We start from the raw sequence: 18,987 nt of genomic DNA on the forward strand, positions 1-18,987 counted from the left end.
CTAGACCATGACGTGCGAGAGGTTCTCGCCGTAGTACTTGACGTCCGCATTGGCGAGGATCTCGAGCTCGTTCGCCTGCCACGTGTGCTGGTGGCCGGTGCCATCGCCATTGCGGACCTGGATGAAGTTGAACCTGTCCGCCGAGTAGACGGAAGCGCCGGAGGCCACCACCGAGCGCAGGAAGCCGGTGTCCTCACCGCGCCCGACCGCCGGGAAGGGATGGTCGAGGACGAGCTCCCGGCGCGCCACGATGGTGGGACCGGCCACGAAGTCGGTGAAGCGGTGCTCGCGCTCCGGGGAGCGCAGCACGGTGACGTCGCGGCTCCCCAGGTACATGAAGTGCGCCTGCTTGCCCACGACGTCGCCGCCCGAGTAGTCGAGGGCGTGGACCTGGTCGGCGAGGTAGTGCGCGCCGTACCGGTCGTCGTCGTCCATCTTCGCGACCACATCACCGCCCGCGGCGCGGGCAAGGGTGTTCAGGCACTCCCCCAGCGGCACCGCCGTGGGGGCCGTGAGGACCTCCACCCCTGCGAGCCCCGACTCGGCCGCCCGGGCGCGGAGGTCCGCGACGTCCGGCTCGAAGCCGTGCGCGAGGAGCACCAGCTCGACGTCCACCCCGACCTGCCCCGCTACGGACGCCAGGACGTGGGCGAGCTGACCGGGCCGGTTGGTGGCCACCAGCGCCGAGACGCTCGGGGCACGCAGGGGTGAGTCGAGGCCCGCCTGGGCAAGGACCTGGCCGACCCGATGCGTGTAGGTGTGCTCCTGCCAGATCCGACGCTGGGCGAGGTGCACCGTCCGGTCCCGCAGCTCGGGGCTGCGCACCAGCGCCCGGAGGGTGAGCCGTGCCTGCTCGGGTGTCGCCACCTGAGCCACCATCTCGGGGGTGAAGAAGTGCTCGATCGCGGGACTCGGGGCCGAGACGACCGGCGTGCCGCTCGCGGTGATCTCAAAGATCCGGCGGGCGCACATGCTCGGCGAGGTGACGACGGAGTTGACGTTGAGGAACACCTTGTACGCCCGGTAGGCCGACAGCATCCGGTCGTACGGCAGTGAGCCGACCACGCGCCGGTCGAGCGGGGCGGGGAACTGGTAGCGCTCGTCGCCGCCGAGGTAGCGGGAGAAGATCTCCAACCCGGTCCCCGAGGTCGGCACCGTGTCCGCCGCGCCCAGCAGCAGGTCCATCTGCGCGCGCCGTTCGGGGTACCTGTGCGCGAAGTACATGCCCGCGAAGGCGATGTCGCGCGCCTGGTGCCCCCGCGCCGGCCGGACGGGGTTGTGCACGGACTGCTGAGCCGCGAAGGGCAGCACCCCGACCCGGTCGTGGCCGAGGTCGCGGCGGTAGGCCGGCACCCGGTCGACGTCGGTGGTGAGGACATGGTCGAACAGGCGCGCGGTGTCGAGGAAGTCCGCGTAGTGGACGGGGTCCTCCTTGTTCCAGAAGACCGTCGGCACCCCCCGCTCCCGGCACCAGGCCACGAGCTCGACCAGCGGCGGGCGCGGCGCCGAGGAACCGGTGAGGTGGTACTGCCAGGCGTCGTGGTTGCCGTGCCAGGCCGACTCCACGAACAGCAGGTCGACGGCGCCCGGCTCGAGGCGACGCCGCCAGTCCATCGGGGTGACCACCACCTGCTCCCACTCGTGGCCCAGCGCCAGGAGAGAGAAGTCGTCGAGGATGACCGCGACCCGCAGCGGGCGTCGCGGGGCCCGCTGCGGCAGCGGCCAGGGCTCGAACGTGAGCCGGCCGGCGTCGTCGCGCAGCTCGCCGTCGAGGGCAGGGGTCCGCACCGTCGTCCGGGTGCGGCGGAGGTGCGTGCGCAGCTGCCCGACCCCGCCGGTGCGCAGGTGCCACAGCGCCCGCCGGACGTCGCGGACCGGCATCAGGCGGGGTCCTCGTCGAGCACGGTGACGCTGCCGGGGTAGAGGGTGAGGTAGCCGTCCACGGAGTCCTCGACGAACGCGCGCGACAGCTCCGCCAGCCGGTCCTCGGCCAGGACGACGATCGACTGCCCGTCGGGGCTGACCCCGGTGCCGTCGTGCGGGACGGTGAGGTAGGCGACGTCCGGCGGGCGGATGTCCCCCATCGACAGCGCGAGCCCGCGCATCTCCTCGATCGAGAAGCCCTCGTCGACGGCGATCGTGCGACCGACCGTCTCGAGGAACCGCGTCAGGCCGACGGGGTCGGTGAGGAGGTTCTCCCGGTATGCGGCCTGCATGATCGCGCGGATCCAGTTCTGCTGGCGCTGCACCCGCCCGAGGTCCCCGCCCGGCACGCCTTGGCGCTGGCGGGCGTAGGCCAGGGCCTCCTCGCCGGTGAGGAGGTGCTCGCCCGGCGGCAGGGTGATCTCCTTGAACTGCCCGTCCTCGTCCTTCTCGTACAGCAAGGTGTCCATGCCCTCGGGCAGAGTGATGTCGACCCCGCCGAGCTCGTCGGTCATCGTCGCGAAGGACTCGAAGTCGGCGACGGCGACGTGGTCCAGCCGGATCCCGGTGAGCTGCTCGACCGTGGCGACGGCGAGCGACGGCCCGCCCAGCCCGAAGGCCGCGTTGATCTTGCGCATCCCGTGCCCGGGCACCTCCACCCAGGAGTCGCGCGGGATGGACATGAGGTAGGCGTGCTGCCGGTCACCGGAGACCTGGGCGACCATGATCGCGTCGGTGAGGCCGGCGCCGTTCTCCCACTGCGAGGGGTCGCCGGCGCTGCTCCTTGAGTCGGAGCCGAGCAGGAGGATGTTCACCGGGTCGCCGTCGCCCTGGAGGTCCTCGGGCACGGCGGGCCGCGAGTTCAGGCCGGCGAACGGGTCCGCGAACCGCTCGATCCCGGCGTCGATCCGTTCCTGCGCCGACCGCACGACGACGAACGCGCCGGCCGAGAGGATGAGGAGCAGGCCCATCGCGACGACGAGCGCGGCGCGCGCCTTGCGTCCCCCGGTCGGCCCGTGGCCACCACGGCCGTGCCGCCGGCGACCACCCGCCGGCCCGGGCGCGTCATCGTGCCCGGCGGGCTGGTTCGGTAACACCTGGACGAGCTCCTGACCTCGATATCGCACACGTGCACTCGGACCGCCACCGACCGTGCGACCTGGGACGACACCCCGGCCGAGATATCGGAGGCTCTCGCATCCTATCGGCGCTCCCCCGGGACCGGGGACATTTCGGCCGAGCTCCTCAAGGAATCTCCGAGCCGTCGTGGCAGACTGGGCGGCCGTCCCGGGCGCCCGCCCGGCGACCCGGCCCCCGAGGTGTCCATGAGCCCGAGCACGACCCGACTGCTGGTCTACGGCAGCTGCGTCTCGCGGGACATGGTGCCCTTCCTCGGACCGGGCTGGACCCTGCTGCGCTACGTCGCCCGGCAGTCGCTCATCAGCGCCATGTCCGCCCCCATCACCCCGCCCGCCGAGCCTGTGCTGGACTCGGCGTTCCAGCGCAGGATGGTGACCGAGGACCTGACCTCCGCCGCACCCAGGCTGCTGCGCGCCCACGCCGAGGAGATCGACGTCCTCGTCCTCGACCTCGTCGACGAGCGGCTCGGGGTGGTGGCACTGCCCGGCGGCGGCTACGTCACCCGGTCCCAGGAGCTGCTCGGCTCCGGGCTGCTCGAGCACGTCGGCGGCCGCGAGGTCGCGTTCGGCACGGACGAGCACTTCGCGCTATGGCGCGACGCTGCGGGCCCGTTCGTCGGCCTCCTCGAGGAGACGTCGCTCGCGGCGCGCACCGTCGTCGTCGAGGGCACGTTCGCCGCCCGTACGGACGACGGCGGCTCGGCCAACCGGTGGCGCAACGAGCCGGCGGAGTCGTGGAACGCCCGGTACGAGCGCTACCACGCCGTTCTGCGCGCTGCGGGCCTGCGCACCCACACGGTGGGCGCCGACGCCGTCTCCTCGACCGCGCACCGGTGGGGGCCCGCGGCCTACCACTATGCCGACGGCGCCTACGTGGCCATGGCCCGGACGGTCCGCGGCTCAGTGGCGCCGCGGCTGGCGGCGGACGAGAAAGGCGGCGATGCCGGTCGTGATGGGGATCGCCAGGACGAGACCGATCGAGGACACGAGCGTGCGGACGACCTCCTCGGCGATGTCCCCCGACATCACCGTGTCGAGCGGCGCCCGGTCCCACAGGCTGGCGACGATGAGCAGGGGCAGGGCGGTGCCGACGTAGGCGAAGGCCAGGGTGTAGACCGTCGAGGCGATGTGGTCGCGCCCGATCCGCATTCCGCGCCCGAAGAGCCGTCGGCGTGACGCCCGGGGGTCGGCGGCGTGCAGCTCCCACACGGCCGAGGCCTGCGTGATGGTGACGTCGTTGAGCGCGCCCAGACCGGCGATGACGATGCCGGCGAGCACCAGGTCGCTCAGCCGCACGCCGGGGAAGGACTCCTGGATGATCGGGATCCCGTCACCCGAACCGGTGAGCTCGGCCGCCCGGGTGCCCCAGGCGGCCAGCGCGATCGTGATGGCGAGACCGGCGAAGGTCCCGAGCAGCGCCGTCGTCGTGCGGATGGAGATGCCGTGGGCGAGGTAGACCGCGAGGAACATCATCGCCGAGGAGCCCACGAGCGCGACGAGGAAGGGCGACTGCCCCACCATGATCGCGGGCAGCACGAAGTACACGGTGACCGCCAGGGAACCCACCAGGCCCACGACGGCGGCCAGGCCCCGCCCCCGGGCCACCACGGCCACGGAGAGCAGGTAGGCCAGGGCCAGCCAGAGCACCGGCGAACGGCGGTCGAAGTCCCAGAAGGAGTACTCCCCGCCCTCGGGACCGGGCGAGGCCACCTTGACCCGGTCCCCCACGTCCGCCTCGGCCGCCAGCGCGGGCGGCAGCTGGACCGGCACCTGGTCACCCTCGTCGGCGCCGCTCGTCAGCTCCACGACGACGGTCTGCCCCGACGGCGTCGCCGCCCGCTCGACGACGCCGGTCTCGATCGTGACGCCCTCCACCGTCAGCTGCATCGACCCGACCGGGGTCTCCCCGCGGGGCCACAGCACCACCAGGCCCACGATCGTGGCGAGAAGCAGCGGGAGCACGAACGCGGCCAGCACCGTGCGCACCCGACGGGCCTCCCCCGTCTCGAGCCGGACCTCACCGTGACCGTGCGCCATGGTTCCCCTCCTCCTGGCCGAGGTACGACGGGGCGACCACCACGGGCAGGGTGACGGTGAACCGTGCACCCGCGCCCGACCCGTCGCTCGCGGCCCCGACCGTACCGCCGTGGGCCTCGACGATCGCCCGGACGATCGCCAGCCCCACCCCCGAACCGCCGCGGGTGCGATCACGCGCCGAGTCGACCCGGTAGAACCGCTCGAACAGGTGCGGGAGGTGCTCGGCGCTCACGCCCTGACCGTCGTCGGCGACGGTCAGGGCCACGCCCGTGCCGCTCCGACGGGCCTCGAGGGTGACGTGACCGCCGGCCGGGGTGTGCCGCAGGGCGTTGTCGAGGAGGTTGGTCAGGACCTGCCCGAGCCGGTCGGCGTCGGCGTCGAGCACCACGGAGCGCACGTCGGGGGCCACCCGGACGGCGAGGTCGACGCCGAGCTCAGCGAACCGGGCCGCGGCCTGCGCGTGCGCGGCGTCCACGACCGCGCCCACGCCCACCGGCGCGCGGCGCATGGCCAGGCGCCCCTCCTCCGCGGTCGTCACCAGGGCGACGTCCTCGGCGAGGCGGGCCAGCCGGACCACCTGACCCCGCAGCATCGCGACCGTCGCGGCGTCCGCGGGCTGGACGCCGTCGGCGATCGCCTCGAGGTAGGCCTCGAGGGTGGCGACCGGCGTACGCATCTCGTGCGCGAGGTCACCGAGCATGCGGCGGCGACCGGACTCCACCGAGCCGAGGTCCGCCGCCATGGTGTTGAACGCGAGGCGGAGGTCGTCGAACTCCTGGCCCATGCCCACCGCCGGCACGCGCGCCGAGTGGTCGCCGGCCGCGACCTGGCGCGCGGCCGCCGTCGCGAGGGCGAGGGACCTCGCCGCGCGGCGGGCGAGGAAGGCGCTGACCACGGCAGCGGCGAGGACCCCGGCCATCAGGCCGAGCGCGAGGGAGAGGCCGGCGGCGTCGGCGTAGGCGCGCTCGGCGTGGAGGACGGCGGCCGGGTCGACGACGCCGCTGACCGCCAGGTGGTCGCGGAAGACCGAGGGGCCGACGAGGGCCGTGACGGCCCACGCCGTCGCCGCCGCGACGAGCAGGGCGGCGACCGTGGCCGCCAGCAGCCGCGGCGCGAGGCCCCAGGACGCGGTCCTCCTCATGTCCCCGGCCCCATCCGGTAGCCCACCCCGCGGACGGTGCGCACGAACACCGGGGCGGCGGGGTCGTCGCCGAGCTTGCGGCGCAGGTGCCCGATGTGGACGTCGACGAGGTGCTCGTCGCCCACCCAGCCGTGCCCCCACACCTCCTCGATGAGGCGACGGCGTGAGAAGACCATCGCCGGTCGCGCGGCGAGGGCGGCGAGGACGTCGAACTCGGTGCGGGTCAGCTCCACGGGTGCGTCGTCGACGTTGACCTCGCGGCCGGGGACGTCGAGTCTCAGCCGTCCGATCCGCACAGACGCGGCGGACTCGGGCTGCGTGGCACGCGGCCGGCGCAGCATGGCCCGCACCCGCGCGAGGAGCTCACGGGGGCTGAACGGCTTGGTGACGTAGTCGTCGGCACCGACGGAGAGTCCGACGAGCTTGTCGACCTCCTCCGCCCGCGCGGTGAGCATGACGATGTAGCAGTCGGAGAACGCGCGGACCGCCCGGCACACCTCGATCCCGTCCATCCCGGGCAGGCCGAGGTCGAGGACGACGACCGCCGGCTGCCAGGTCCGGACGTGCTCGACGGCGCTCGCGCCGTCCCCGACGACGGCGACGTCGAACCCGTCGCGCTCGAAGTACCCGGCGACGAGGCGGGCGAGCGCGTCCTCGTCGTCGACGACGAGGACGCGCTGCGGGGTGTCCGTGGCTCTCACCCTGACATTGTGCGTGGTCCGCGGCACGAGGCCCGCCACGGGTGCGTACCCGGCGGAACGTTGACCGGACCTTCAGGATCGGGTGCATGGCCTGAAAGGCCGTGCGCGCCCGCCGACAGCGTGAGCGGCGGCCCCAGCCTCGTCCACCGGCGGACTTGGTCACACCTTCCCGGCCCGCCGCGTCCTGGCGCGGTGACGGGGCGCCGCCGTGGAGCGTCGTCGCGCTCCTTGGGGCTCAGGAGATGACGTCCCAGGTCTGCCCGCTGTCGTCGCTGCGGAGCACCACCGCGTCGACGGCAGCGAGGAGGGTGTCCGCGTCGAGGGCCAGGAACGCCTCGGGCGCGCCGCCGGGACTGCCCGCGACGTGCCACGTGCCGCCCTGGAGTGACCAGACCGTCCCGTCAAGACCCAGGCCGAACAGGGCCGACCCCGCGTGGTCGACGAGCAGCAGCGGCTCGGGCGGCTGGCGGTCGTGCGGCCCGAAGCTGGCGCCGCCGTCGTCCGAGACGATGAGGCCGTCGTCGGTGGTCGCCACGAGCCGGCCCTCGGCGGTGGGGTCGGCGTCGAGGTCACGCAGCCCCAGGACGGCCCCGCCGCTCCAGGTGGCGCCGCCGTCGTCGCTGCGCAGGACCGTGCCGGTGGTGGCGTCGAAGCCGTAGACGTCCTCGCCGGCGGCGGTGAGCGAGTGGAAGTCCACCTGCCCGCCGAGGGCGAGCTCGGTCCAGCCGAGCCCGCCGTCGGTGCTGGCGAGCAGGCCGAGGTTCGCGTTGCCGGGTTCGCCGGGACCCGGGTGGCCGCTGATGAGGAACGTGCCGGTGCCGGCCGCCGTGAGCGCCATGACGTCCTGGCGTCCCTCGCCGACGGCGTACGCGGCGCCGTCGAGGAGCACGAACAGCCCGTCGTGGGTCCCGGCGTAGACCCGGCCGTCCGCCTCGTTGAGGGCGAGGTCGTGCACGTGGCCGAGGTCCGCCGCGGTGGCCGGTGTCGAGGTGGCGAGCAGCCGTGCCGCGGTGGCGTCCGCGGCCGAGGCATCAGCCCGCCCCTCGGCAGCCCCCGCGTCGTCGGCACCCGCCTCGCGCGGCGCCTCCTCCACCCCGGCACCGGAGGCGTCGGACGTCACCGCCAGCTCGACGCTCGCGACGGACGTCTCCCTCGGGTCCCCGCCCGTCGCACAGGACGCGAGCAGGGCGGTCGCGAGCGCAGGGACGAGCACGCGGCCGAGCCGGCCCGGCGTGCGGTGGTCAGGCATGACGTCCTCAGGTGGGGGTCCACGGGGGCGGGCACCGCCCCGGCCCCGCCCTGTTCCGGGGCCGGCCCTTACGATGGCCGCGCGGACCGGGTCGGGTCAAGACGGTCAGCGCGTGCTGGGGGCCTTGTCGTCGACAGCCGTGACCGTGGGCACGGGTGTCGTGAAGAGTTCGTGAAGCCTGCCCCACGAGCCGACGAGCCCGTCCCACGCGGGCATACGCTCGACGTACGGACCGCGCTCGGTCGAGCGCCACGGAGCGGGGAGGGGACACCGATGATGTGGGACGGCTGGGGCATGGGCGGCTCGATGGGGTGGGGCTGGCTCTTCTGGCTGCTGCTCGTGGTCGGGATCGTCCTGCTCGTGGTCCTCGTGGTCAGGCTGCTCGGAGGCGGCGTCGACCGTGGCGTCGACCGTGGCGTCGACCGGGCCGCGCCACCGCTGGGCACCACAGCGCCGTCGGGTCGGCCGGGTCAGCCCTGGCGGCCGGGCGAGCCGGGCCCCTCGGGGCCGTCGGGTCCCGGTGGCTCCCGGGCGCGGGAGATCCTCGCCGAGCGCTACGCGCGGGGCGAGATCGACACGGCCGAGTACGAGGAACGGCTCCAGCGGCTGCAGGACTGATGCGCCCCCTCACCAGGCGGCAGGCCCTCGTGCTCGGCGCCGCGGGCGTGGGCAGCGTGGTCGTCGGCGGCATCGGCGCCGCGCAGACCCCGCTGCCCTGGTCCGCCGCGCCGCCGGACGCCCACGGTCCCGGCGGTCGCGCGGGAGGCGGCGTCACCCCCGACGCCGACGGTGCGACGCTCGTCGAGCCGACCGTGCTCACGAGCGAGGGCGGCGTCCTCGAGGTCGAGCTGGAGATGGCCGAGCGCGAGGTGAGGGTCGGCGACGTCACCGCCCGGCTCCTCACGTACAACGGCACGGTGCCGGGCCCGACGCTCCTCCTGCGTCCCGGCGACACCCTGCGGGTCCGCCTCGTCAACCGGCTCGACGACGTCACCAACCTCCACGTCCACGGCCTGCACGTCTCCCCGGAGGGCAACAGCGACAACCCCTTCCTCGCGATCGGGCCCGGGGAGAGCTTCGACTACGAGATCGTCCTGCCCGACGACCACCCCGCGGGCACGCTCTGGTACCACCCCCACCACCACGGGATGGTGGCGGACCAGATGTTCACCGGCCTCTACGGCGCCATCGTCGTCGAGGACGACCTGCCGGCCGGCCGGGTCCTCGTCGTCTCGGACATCTCCCTCACCGAGGACGGCGGGGTGCGGCAGGTGTCGCAGCCCGAGCGGATGATGGGCCGCGAGGGCGAGACCGTCCTCGTCAACGGCCAGGTCCGGCCGAGGATCACCGCCGCGCCGGGCGAGCGGCAGCGATGGCGGGTGGTCAACGCCTGCACCTCCCGCCACCTCCGGCTCGAGCTCGAGGGGCAGGAGGTGACGGTCCTCGGGGTCGACCTCGGCCGCGAGGCCGAGCCGACGCCGTTCGGCGACCTGCTCCTCGCCCCCGGCAACCGGGCGGACCTGCTCGTCACCGCCGCCGAGGGAGCGGCGACCCTGCGGGCCCTCCCCCACGAACGGGGCGGGATGATGGGGATGATGGGCGGGGCGACCGCCTCCTCGGAGCCGGTCACGCTCGCGACCCTCGAGGTGGCCGGGACGCCGGCCGAGCCACCGGAGGAGCTCCCGCCGGCCGGTGCGGTCCGCGACCTGCGCGACGTCGAGCCGGCCGCCCGCCGCACCCTGACGTTCACCATGGGCATGGGTGGCGGCCGCGGACCGGGCGGGATGACCTTCGGCTTCGACGGTCGCGGGTTCGACGCCGAGCGCACCGACCAGGACGTCGCGGCCGGCACCGTCGAGGAGTGGGTCATCGACAACCCCACCCCGATGGACCACCCCTTCCACCTGCACGTGTGGCCGATGCAGGTGGTGGAGGCGGCCGGTGCCACCGTCGGGCCCCCCACGTGGCGCGACGTCGTCACCGTCCCGGCGGGCTCACGCGTGGTGGTGCGGGTGCCGTTCGAGGACCTCACCGGCCGGACCGTCTACCACTGCCACATCCTCGACCACGAGGACGCCGGGATGATGGGCGTCGTCGACGTGCGAGCCTGACGGCGTCGCTCGGCACGCTGTGACGCCGGCGCCTTCGCGCCGTGCGGGACCGCACGTGGTGGCCGCGCGCGCCCGGGGGGGGCCGAAGGGCCGGCCACCCGTGGTGACCGGCCCTTGCCGAGGACGTCAGACCGTGCTCATCGACGCCACCCCGAGGACGACGAAGAGGATGAGCGCGATGACCCCGAGGATGCCGAGGATGGTGCCGACCCAACCTAGGACCTTGCCCGCCGTGGCGGGCTTGCCGAGGCGCTCGGCCTTGCCTGCCTGCCACAGGGCGAGCGGACCGAAGATGATCGGCATGAGGACGACCCCGAGGATCCCGAACACCAGGGACAGGGTGACCGCCTTGTCGGCGTCGACGCTCTGCTGCGAGTACTGCATGGGCGCGGCCGGGGCCATCGGCGCGCCGTGCTGCGAGCCGTAGCCCTGCTCGTAGGCGCCGGTCTGGCCGTAGCGCTGCCCACCGTACCCGTCCTGGTCGTAGGTGGGGGTCTGGCCGTACTGGCTGCCGTACTGCTGGCTGCCGTACTGCTGGCTGCCGGTCTGGTGGGTGCCGGCGGAGTCGGCGGAGGGCGCGCCGTAGGCGTCGGGGCTGTTCGAGCCCTGGCTGCTGTCGCGGGTCCAGTCGGACATGTGGTCTCCTCAGGGGAAGGGGTCGGGCGTGTGCCTGGCCTCAAGCGAACCACACGCGATGCCCGAGATGCCCCGCGAACGCGCCGCACGCGCCGGACGTCGCGGCCTGCGGCTCGCCCGGCTCACCGTCGGCTGAGGACGACGAGGACGACGAGGACGACGAGGACGACGTCGGACGACGGCGGGGGCCGGGCGACCCTGTGGTCCACCCGGCCCCCACGACGTCGGTCGGAAGAAGCCGGCTCAGTCGCGACGGGTGGCGTCGCGGACCTCCCCCACGAGCTCCTCGAGCACGTCCTCCAGGGCGACGACGCCGAGCAGCGCACCGCCCTCCTCCACCGCCGCGAGGTGTGCGCCCTCGCGCTGCATGACCCGCATGACGGTGCGCAGCGAGTCGTCCGAGCGCACCTGGGACAGCGCGCGCAGCCGGGCCGCCGCGACGGGGAGGTCCCGGTCCGCGGGGTCGGTGGTGAGCAGGTCCTTCACGTGGACGTACTCACGCATCGCGCCGTCGTCGGAGCGGATCGGGAAGCGCGAGAAGCCGGTCGTGGCGCTCAGCTCCTCCAGCTCGGCCACCGTCGACCTTCGGGTGGTGGTGACCAGCTCGGCCGAGGGGAGGAGGACCTGGGCGACGGTGCGCTCCTCGAAGCCGAGCGCGCCGACGAGGAGCTGGAGCTCCTCCTCGTCCAGGAAGCCCTCGCGGCCGGACTCCGCCACCAGGCCGGCCACCTCGTCGCGGGTGAAGGCGGTGGTCACCTCGTCCTGCGGGGCGACCCGCAGGATCCGCAGGACGATGTTCGCGGACTCGTTGAGGATCCACACGACCGGCCGGATGACCCAGACGATGCCGTAGAGGATGGGCCCGAGGACGAGCGCGGACCGGTCGGGACCGGCCAGGGCGATGTTCTTCGGGACCATCTCGCCGAGCACCATGTGGAAGAAGACCACGATCGCCAGGGCGATCGTGAACGCCACGGGGTCTACGAGCCCCTCGGGCACCCCGAGAGAGGCGAAGACCGGCTCGAGCAGGTGGGCCAGCGCGGGTTCGGCGATGGCACCGAGCCCCAGCGAGCTGACGGTGATGCCCAGCTGGGCTCCCGCCATCATGAGCGAGACCCGCTCCATGGCGCGCAGGGTCACGCGGGCCACGCGCGAGCCCTCCGCGGCCCGCGGCTCGATCTGGGTGCGCCGGGCGGAGATGAGCGCGAACTCGGCCCCGACGAAGAACGCGTTGGAGATCAGCAGCCCCAGGGCCACCAGAAGCGCGGTTCCGGTGCTCATCGGCGGGCCTCCTCGGCGTCGTGGTCGAGCGGCAGGAGGCGGACCCCGGCCACCCGGTGGTGGTCCATGCGCACCACGGTGGCGCGCACCTCGACGGTGCGGCGGCCGACGTGCTCGACGTCGGAGTGGTCCGAGCACTCCAGGACCACCTCGTCGCCGACCTCGGGCAGGCGCCCGAGGAGCTCGGTGACGAGCCCACCGACGGTGTCGGAGTCCTCGCCCTCGGGCAGCTCGAGCTCGATGAGGTCGCTGACCTCGTCGGGTCGCAGCAGGCCGGAGACGGTGAGGCTGCCGTCAGCGCCGCGGTGGTGGCGCCGCTCGCCGTCGTCCTGCTCGTCCTCGATCTCCCCCACGATCTCCTCCAGGAGGTCCTCGAGCGTGACGATGCCGGCGGTGCCGCCGTACTCGTCGACGACGACGGCCATCTGGAGGCCGGCCTCGCGCAGGGTCGCGAGGAGCGGGTCGAGCTCCATGGTCTCCGAGACGGCCTGCGGCTCGACCATGACCTCGCCGATGGGCCGCTCGCCCCGCTCGGCGACGGGCACCGAGAGGGCGTGCTTGAAGTGGACGAACCCGACGACGTGGTCGACGGTGTCGATGATCACGGGGAAGCGGCCGTGGCCGGTGGCGCTGGCCTGGGCGATGACCTCCGCGACCGGGTCCTCGGCGCGGAGGAAGTGCACCCGGGTGCGCGGGGTCATGACGTCCCCGGCGCTGTGGTGGCCGAACTCGATGGAGCGCATGACCAGCTCCGCCGTCGGCCGGTCGAGGGTGCCCTGGCGGTGCGAGCGGTCCACGAGGGAGGAGAGCTCCTGGGCCGTGCGGGCGGAGGCGAGCTCCTCCCGTGGCTCGATCCCCATGGCCCGCAGGACCATGTTCGCGGCACCGTTGAGGAACCGGATGACCGGCCCGGCGACGGTCGCGAAGATCTTCTGGGGCAGGGCGACGGCGCGGCCCACGCGCAGCGGCTCGGCGATGGCCCAGTTCTTGGGCACGAGCTCGCCGAAGATCATCTGCACGTACGTGACGACGACGAGCGCGAGGGTGAGCGACAGGCCGGTGATCGCGGCATCGGGCAGGCCGGTCAGGCCCAGCGGGCCGCGCAGCAGCGTGGCCAGGGACGGCTCGGCGAGCGCGCCGACGAGCAGCGAGGTCACGGTGATGCCGAGCTGGGCGCCGGAGAGCTGGGTGGAGAGGGTCTTGAGGCCGCCGAGGAGGGAGCGCGAGCGCTTGTCCCCGCCCTCGGCCTCGCGTTCGACCGTGGCACGGTCGACGGTGATGTAGGCGAACTCGACGGCGACGAAGATCGCGTTGGCGAGGATGAGGACGAGTGCGATCGCGAGGAGGAACCACTCGGTCATGCCCTCACCCGCCTGGTCGAAGGGGCGGGGCGTCGATGGTGGCCCGGACTGTCAGGCTCCGAGCTGTCCGCGGCCTCGGCCACGGGGATCCCACCGGCGCCCGGACGGGCGTCAGGATTCTGGTTCACCCCTCTACTGTACGGAACGCCGGCGCAGCGGCCTCCGCGCGGGGGCCGCGACGGCGTCGTCGCCGGGCCCGCCGTCGCCCATCTGGTCCGGACCGCGGTCCGGGTCGGTCGCCCGCCACTCCTTGAGGGCCGCCCAGGCGACGGCGGCGATCGGCACCGCGAGCAGCGCACCGATGATGCCGGAGACGATCGTCCCGGCGGTCAGGGCGAGCAGGATCGCCAGCGGGTGCAGCGCGAGGGCCTTGCCGATGACGACGGGGGCGAGGAGGTCACCCTCGAGCTGGTTCACGCCGATGACGACGGCGACGACGATGAGCGCCGTCACCGGGCCGTTGGCGACCAGGGCGATGAGTGCGGCGAGGGTGCCGGCCAGGGTGGCGCCGATGAGCGGGATGAAGGCGCCGAGGAACACGATGGTCGCCAGCGGCAGGGCCAGCGGGACCCCGAGGATGACCAGGGCGACGCCGATGACGACGGCGTCGACGAGCGCGACGACGGCGGTGCCACGCACGTACCCGCCGAGGACCGTCACGGAACGCTCGCCGATCCGCCAGACGCGCGGGCGGACGTCCTCGTCGAGCGGGCGCAGGAAGAACCCGAAGATGCCGCGGCCGTCCTTGAGGAGGAAGAAGAGGATGACGATGCCGAGCAGCGTCCCGGCCACGACCTCGATGGCGGCGGAGGCCCCGGCGATCGCCCCGCCCTGGACGGTGTCGGAGGTGAGGAACTCGGTGAGCTGCTCCCGGGCGGCGGTGATCTGCTCCTCGCTGATCCCGAGCGGGCCGGTGGCCAGGTAGTCCTGGAGCTGGTCGAGGCCGCTCTCGGCGCCCTCGACGAGCTGGTCGGACTCGTCTCGGATCTCCCGGCCCACGAGCCACAGGATGGTCCCGAGGCCACCGAGGCCGATGATGAGGGTGGCCCACGTGGCCAGGGCGTTGGGCCAGCCGTGGCGGCGCAGGAAGGCCACAGCCGGGCTCATGGCCGCGGCGAGGATCGTGACGATGAGGATCGGGATGACGAGGAGCTTGAGCTCGCGCAGCCCGATGACGAGGACGGTGGCGAGGCCGAGGACGAGCAGGACCTGCGCGGCCCGGATCGCGGCCCGGCCCAGGCTGTCCTCCCAGATGCCGCGCCGGCGGCGCCGCGATCCCTGGGTGATGGCGGCGGCCGCGCCGGAGGCGGCAGTCGGGGTTGCCGCACCGGCGGGACCGCCGGGCGCCCGGGGGGCCGGAGCGCCGGGCGCCCGGGGGGCGACACCGGGCGCGGACGATGTCGAGGTGGCCGGGCTCTTCGTGGCGCCGCCGCGGGAGCGCGGTCTGCGGATCTTCACCGCCCCAGGCTGGCACTCCCGCCGCCGCGCGGCACGTCAGGGGCGGCGGCCCGAGGAGCGCGGACCGCACACTGCGTCGCCGAACGATCGCCGCGTCACCCCACGATCCCGGCGCCGTCACCACGATCCGTCCGTCGCCCAACGATCCCCCCGTCACCCAACGATCCCCCCGTCACCCAACGAGAGCGGTGTGCGGGGATCGCTCGGCGACGGAGGGATCAGTCGCCGCCGAGCCTCCAGCTGTGCCGGTCGCCCAGCGGCGCCCACCGGCCACGGTCGCGCCGCTCCACGGTGGGCGGACCGGTCGAGGCCAGAGCGGCGACCTCGGCGACGGCGGCGTCCGCGGCAGGCAGTGCCTCTCCGTCGTCCGCGGCCGTGAACCGGACCGTCACGACGGCGCGGCCGGAGACGACGGCGAGGTCGCGCGCCTCGACGTTGACGAGCCGCGCGACGGCCTCCGACGCTGCAGGCAGCACACTCTCGGGCGTCACCCCGGCGTGGAGCAGCCCCACGGGGACGCGGACACGGTAGGACGGCACCGGCCTCAGCCCCCGTGGTAGACCGTGCGCACGTCGCGCTGGGCGTCGGTGATCGTCATCGCGCTGCCGGCGGTCCGCACGGTCAGTCCAGCGGTGCGACCGAGCCCTGCTCGACCGAGCTCTCCACGAGGTGCAGGCGGGTGACGAGTCGCTGGGCCAGCTGGTTCGGGGGCCAGCAGATGTACGTGGAGAGCTGGTAGACGTCGTCGCTCGGGCTCTCCCGGTAGACCTTCTCGTCGATGTCGAGGTCCGACTCGTACAGGGCGAAGCTGCCCTCGGCGTCCTCCGGCTGGACCACCTCGTAGACGTACCGGTAGACCAGGTCCGCCTCGCTGGGGTGCGGTGTCCAGATGGTCACCCGGTCCCCTATCTCCATGACGCCGCTCGCGCCGGCGACCCGGCCCTCGTACTCCTCGCCGTTGAGCGCCACGGAGCCGTCGATGCCCAGCACGTTGTGCAGACCGATGACGAGCTCGTTGGGGTCGGTGATCGTGTCGATGACCGCGCCCATCATGAGCAGCCGGTTGCCGTCCCGCGGGTCGACCATCGCCGTGAGCCGAAGGACCGCGGTCTCGCCCGCCGACGGACGGTCGTAGTCGCCGCCGAAGAAGGCGTCGTAGGCGGAGTCGGCCATGATGGCGGACTCCGAGGTCCGGTCGCCCCGGAACTCCATCTGGATCGCGCCGACGAAGTCCTCGTGGCCGAAGACGCCCGGGTCCAGGGGCGGTGGTGCCTCCCCCGGGTCGGCCTCGGCCTGCTGGGACACGCCCGTGGTCTCGGCCGGGTCCTCACCGGCGGCCTCGCCGGCCTCCTGGACGCCCTCCGCGGCGGTGCGGGTGGAGGCCGAGCTGACGGTCCGTCCAGGGTCGTTGCTGCACGCCGCCAGACCGACGGCGGCCGCGAGCGCAAGGCTCAGCGCTGCCGTTGCGGTGCTCCGGCGTCGGTTCATCGTCACGTCCTCACAGGGGGTGTGCGTCTCGTCACCAGTGGATCACAGCACCGTGCGGCCGCGTGGCCGGTCGGCGCTCCCGACGCGGGAACGAGCCGGACGCTCACGACCACCGCGATGCCCCGCCAGGTGGAGGAGGGACCGCACCTGTGGTGCGATCCCTCCCGCGGACGGCCGATCTCGACCTCCGCGAGTCCAGGAACGGGGCGCCCCAGAGCCCCGGATCCCGGGCGTCAGCGGGTCTGCAGCGTCCGGATGACCTTCTGCGTGGGAGCAGGGGTCGGCTTGGGCGTGGGCTTCTTGTCGTCGTCGTCCGGGCAGACGCCGCCGTACTCGGGAGCCTCCGCCTCGCAGGACTGGTCGTCGGCGACGTGGCTGTCGGCGAAGGCCGCACCGGGGATCGCGACGAGCGCGGCGACGGCGGCGATGGACACGACAGTGCGGGAGAGCTTCATGAGGTGCCTCATTCAGTCAGGGGCTATCTCGACAACCGTAGCGCAAGCCTCTCAGCATGGGGAGTCGTTCACAACGACTTCTGTCGGGCTCGCGAGCGGCGTCGTCCGAACCCGGGCCGGGGCGTCCTGACCGGCGGCGGTCTCGACGTCGACCTCGAGGACGTGGGCCGCCCCGGGGGTGAGGGTGACCCGGGTGACCGAGACGACCATGCCCTCGTGGGCGTAGAAGCCGGTGACCGACTCCGCCGAGCCGTCGAGCCGCACCGCCTCGATCCGCCCGCCGGCGGGGCTGTAGACCATGACGTTGGTCCAGACCTCACCGGGCGTCAGCCACCCGCGCCCGGTGAGCTGGTCGGGGTAGGAGCTGACCTCCTCGGGCGCGGTGGAGGCGATGTCCAGGGTCAGGGTGAGCGCCCGGGCGCCGTCGGACAGGCACGCGGTCCGCTCGACCGTGACCGCGGTGTCCAGGTAGTAGCTCATCTTGGTGGCGCTGGCGTCGTTGAGGTAGACGCCGAGCTCGGGCGCGCCGTCGACCTCGCCGAGCAGCTCCCCGCTCAGCACGGTCCCGGACAGCAGGCTCTGCTCGCGCGGGTCCGACGACCACAGCATGAGCCGACCCTCGTCGGCGGACGACGCGAGGGCGGGCAGGAGCGCGGCCGGGTTCCCGCCGCCGGTGAGGAGCCTGGCGAAGGCGGCCCTGGCGGCGTCGGCGAAGACGGCGTCCTGCTCCTCCGCGCGGAAGAGCTCGACGTAGACCTCGTTGAGGAGCACCCGCGCGGCGTTGTCCCCGTCCAGGCGCCGGCCGCCGGCGAGCTCGACCGGACCGGTCACCCCCAGCACCCGCTGCAGGACCACCGGGTCGACGGAGACGACGCCGTCCACGTGCTCACCGCGCGCCCCGGTCCACATGGCGCTGACGATCTCCGCGGTACGCGGGAAGTCCGGCGTCATCGAGGGGTTCGCGCCGAAGACGGCCAGCCGCTCGGTGAAGAGGTCCTCCTCCTCGGCGGTCAGCTCGACGACCGGCTCCTCCGTGCTGAAGGGCCCGGCCCCGAACTGCTCGCCCAGGGTGATCTCACCGTCGCTGGCCGTCAGCGAGATCCACGCGCCGAGGATGCCGCCGGTGGCCCGGGCCTCCGCCGGGTTCTGGGCGACGAGGACGTAGCGGCGCTCGCCGTAGGCGCCGAGCATGGAGGGCAGGAGCTGGACCGCGCGGGACGCCGTCGCCGTCGTCATCGCGAGGTCGTCGACCATCCCGCGCAGCTCGGTGAGCGGGCCGCGGACCTCCTGCAGGACCCGGTCGGAGTCGACGGCGCCGAGGCGGATCACCGCCTCCTGCACCTCGTCGTCGGCAGCGGTGACCCGGGGGGCGATCTGGATGAACGGGTCGAGCTCGATCCGGCCCTCCTCCGGGCTGAGGACGGCGGGGTCGAGGACGGCGGTGGCCTCCGCGAGCTCCGGCAGGGCGCCGGTGGCGAGGTCGTCGACCACCTCGGTGACGGTCTGGACCGCCTTGACCGTCGCTCCGACCACGGGCATCCGGGCGGCGAGCCACCAGTGCGGACCGCGGGTGTCGGCGCGGGCCTCCGCGGCATCGGACCGGAGCCGCTCGAGCGTGGTCGCCGCGGCCTCACGATCCCCGTCGAGGACCTGGGTGCGCAGGGTCCCGACGGCGGAGCCCGCCGTGCGCAGGCTCGCCTGCGCACGCAGCGCGTCCAGTCCGACGAGGACGGCGGAGACGACCAGGACGAGGACCGCGAGCGTGACGAGGAGGGCGACCCACCGTCCCCGGTGACGGGGGCGGTCGGGGTGACCCTCGGGCAGCGGGGCGGCGGGCGCGTCGTCGACCGCCGCGGTGTGCCGGGGGTCCGTCATGGCGTCATCGTAGGAGCGGCCCCTGACTCAGGGGCGCGCTTTCGTGGCACCGGACCCCCTCCCCTGCGACCCGCCTCACCCCGCCTCACCCTCTGCACGGGAGGGGGTGAAAGCGGGATATCACCCCCGTTT

The 18,987-nt window shown here is 73.7% G+C and carries 16 protein-coding genes and 1 pseudogene; 3 read left to right on the top strand and 14 right to left on the bottom strand.

All coding sequences use genetic code 11. The annotated features are described in order from the left end of the window. Positions 1 to 1,881 (bottom strand): glycosyltransferase family protein, encoded by a 1,881-nt coding sequence (locus tag EDD32_RS03965; protein ID WP_123914808.1) that lies wholly within the window; start codon positions 1,879 to 1,881, stop codon positions 1 to 3. Further along, positions 1,881 to 3,020 carry an LCP family protein gene (locus EDD32_RS03970; protein WP_123914811.1) on the bottom strand — a complete coding sequence of 380 codons (1,140 nt, stop codon included), beginning with the start codon at positions 3,018 to 3,020 and terminating at the stop codon, positions 1,881 to 1,883. The genes EDD32_RS03965 and EDD32_RS03970 overlap by 1 nt, the downstream gene beginning before the upstream one ends. Positions 3,021 to 3,248: 228 nt before the next feature. On the opposite strand from EDD32_RS03970, the pseudogene EDD32_RS19385 reads away from it, so the two are divergent. After that, positions 3,249 to 3,908 (top strand): annotated as a pseudogene (locus EDD32_RS19385) (DUF6270 domain-containing protein); the annotation flags it as partial. A gap of 54 nt (positions 3,909 to 3,962) precedes the next feature. Here the strand turns inward: EDD32_RS19385 and EDD32_RS03975 are convergent. The 4 genes from EDD32_RS03975 to EDD32_RS03990 form a co-directional block, all read right to left on the bottom strand. After that, the gene (locus tag EDD32_RS03975; RefSeq protein WP_123914814.1) at positions 3,963 to 5,099 is read right to left on the bottom strand and encodes a YibE/F family protein; all 1,137 of its coding nucleotides are present in this window, start codon (positions 5,097 to 5,099) and stop codon (positions 3,963 to 3,965) included. After that, entirely contained in the window at positions 5,080 to 6,240 is a 1,161-nt protein-coding gene (locus EDD32_RS03980) for a sensor histidine kinase (protein WP_123914817.1), read from the bottom strand. The genes EDD32_RS03975 and EDD32_RS03980 overlap by 20 nt, the downstream gene beginning before the upstream one ends. Beyond that, positions 6,237 to 6,941 carry a response regulator transcription factor gene (locus EDD32_RS03985; protein ID WP_211338716.1) on the bottom strand — a complete coding sequence of 235 codons (705 nt, stop codon included), beginning with the start codon at positions 6,939 to 6,941 and terminating at the stop codon, positions 6,237 to 6,239. Before EDD32_RS03985 ends, EDD32_RS03980 begins: the two co-directional genes overlap by 4 nt. 235 nt (positions 6,942 to 7,176) lie before the next feature. Next, positions 7,177 to 8,190: a F510_1955 family glycosylhydrolase gene (locus EDD32_RS03990; protein ID WP_123914823.1), complete on the bottom strand. Its 1,014-nt coding sequence runs from the start codon at positions 8,188 to 8,190 to the stop codon at positions 7,177 to 7,179. Positions 8,191 to 8,463: 273 nt separating this feature from the next. Here EDD32_RS03990 and EDD32_RS03995 point away from each other — a divergent pair, with 273 nt between their 5' ends. Both EDD32_RS03995 and EDD32_RS04000 read left to right on the top strand, forming a co-directional pair. Further along, the gene (locus EDD32_RS03995) at positions 8,464 to 8,808 is read left to right on the top strand and encodes an SHOCT domain-containing protein (protein ID WP_123914825.1); all 345 of its coding nucleotides are present in this window, start codon (positions 8,464 to 8,466) and stop codon (positions 8,806 to 8,808) included. Beyond that, positions 8,808 to 10,301 (top strand): multicopper oxidase family protein, encoded by a 1,494-nt coding sequence (locus EDD32_RS04000; protein WP_123914828.1) that lies wholly within the window; start codon positions 8,808 to 8,810, stop codon positions 10,299 to 10,301. Before EDD32_RS03995 ends, EDD32_RS04000 begins: the two co-directional genes overlap by 1 nt. Positions 10,302 to 10,427: 126 nt before the next feature. Here the strand turns inward: EDD32_RS04000 and EDD32_RS04005 are convergent, their stop codons facing one another. From EDD32_RS04005 to EDD32_RS04045, 8 genes are all read right to left on the bottom strand, one after another. Next, complete coding sequence (locus EDD32_RS04005; RefSeq protein WP_123914831.1) at positions 10,428 to 10,937, bottom strand: DUF4190 domain-containing protein; 510 nt, start codon at positions 10,935 to 10,937, stop codon at positions 10,428 to 10,430. Positions 10,938 to 11,180: 243 nt separating this feature from the next. Further along, positions 11,181 to 12,218, bottom strand: coding sequence for a hemolysin family protein (locus EDD32_RS04015; protein WP_123914834.1), 1,038 nt, complete (start codon positions 12,216 to 12,218; stop codon positions 11,181 to 11,183). Beyond that, on the bottom strand, positions 12,215 to 13,579 hold the full coding sequence (locus EDD32_RS04020; protein WP_123914837.1) for a hemolysin family protein: 1,365 nt from the start codon (positions 13,577 to 13,579) through the stop codon (positions 12,215 to 12,217). The genes EDD32_RS04015 and EDD32_RS04020 overlap by 4 nt, the downstream gene beginning before the upstream one ends. 132 nt (positions 13,580 to 13,711) lie before the next feature. Beyond that, entirely contained in the window at positions 13,712 to 14,866 is a 1,155-nt protein-coding gene (locus tag EDD32_RS04025; protein ID WP_123920150.1) for an AI-2E family transporter, read from the bottom strand. A gap of 389 nt (positions 14,867 to 15,255) precedes the next feature. Further along, positions 15,256 to 15,576: a hypothetical protein gene (locus EDD32_RS04030; RefSeq protein WP_211338717.1), complete on the bottom strand. Its 321-nt coding sequence runs from the start codon at positions 15,574 to 15,576 to the stop codon at positions 15,256 to 15,258. A gap of 82 nt (positions 15,577 to 15,658) precedes the next feature. Next, a complete protein-coding gene (locus tag EDD32_RS04035; RefSeq protein WP_123914843.1) occupies positions 15,659 to 16,525 on the bottom strand; it encodes a hypothetical protein in 867 nt (288 codons plus the stop codon). A 233-nt stretch (positions 16,526 to 16,758) separates the two neighbouring features. Then, complete coding sequence (locus EDD32_RS04040) at positions 16,759 to 16,980, bottom strand: hypothetical protein (protein WP_123914845.1); 222 nt, start codon at positions 16,978 to 16,980, stop codon at positions 16,759 to 16,761. 51 nt (positions 16,981 to 17,031) lie between these two features. Next, complete coding sequence (locus EDD32_RS04045) at positions 17,032 to 18,855, bottom strand: DUF4012 domain-containing protein (protein ID WP_123914848.1); 1,824 nt, start codon at positions 18,853 to 18,855, stop codon at positions 17,032 to 17,034. Positions 18,856 to 18,987 lie beyond the last annotated feature (132 nt).

This window comes from Georgenia muralis, from assembly GCF_003814705.1.
GTDB lineage: Bacteria > Actinomycetota > Actinomycetes > Actinomycetales > Actinomycetaceae > Georgenia > Georgenia muralis.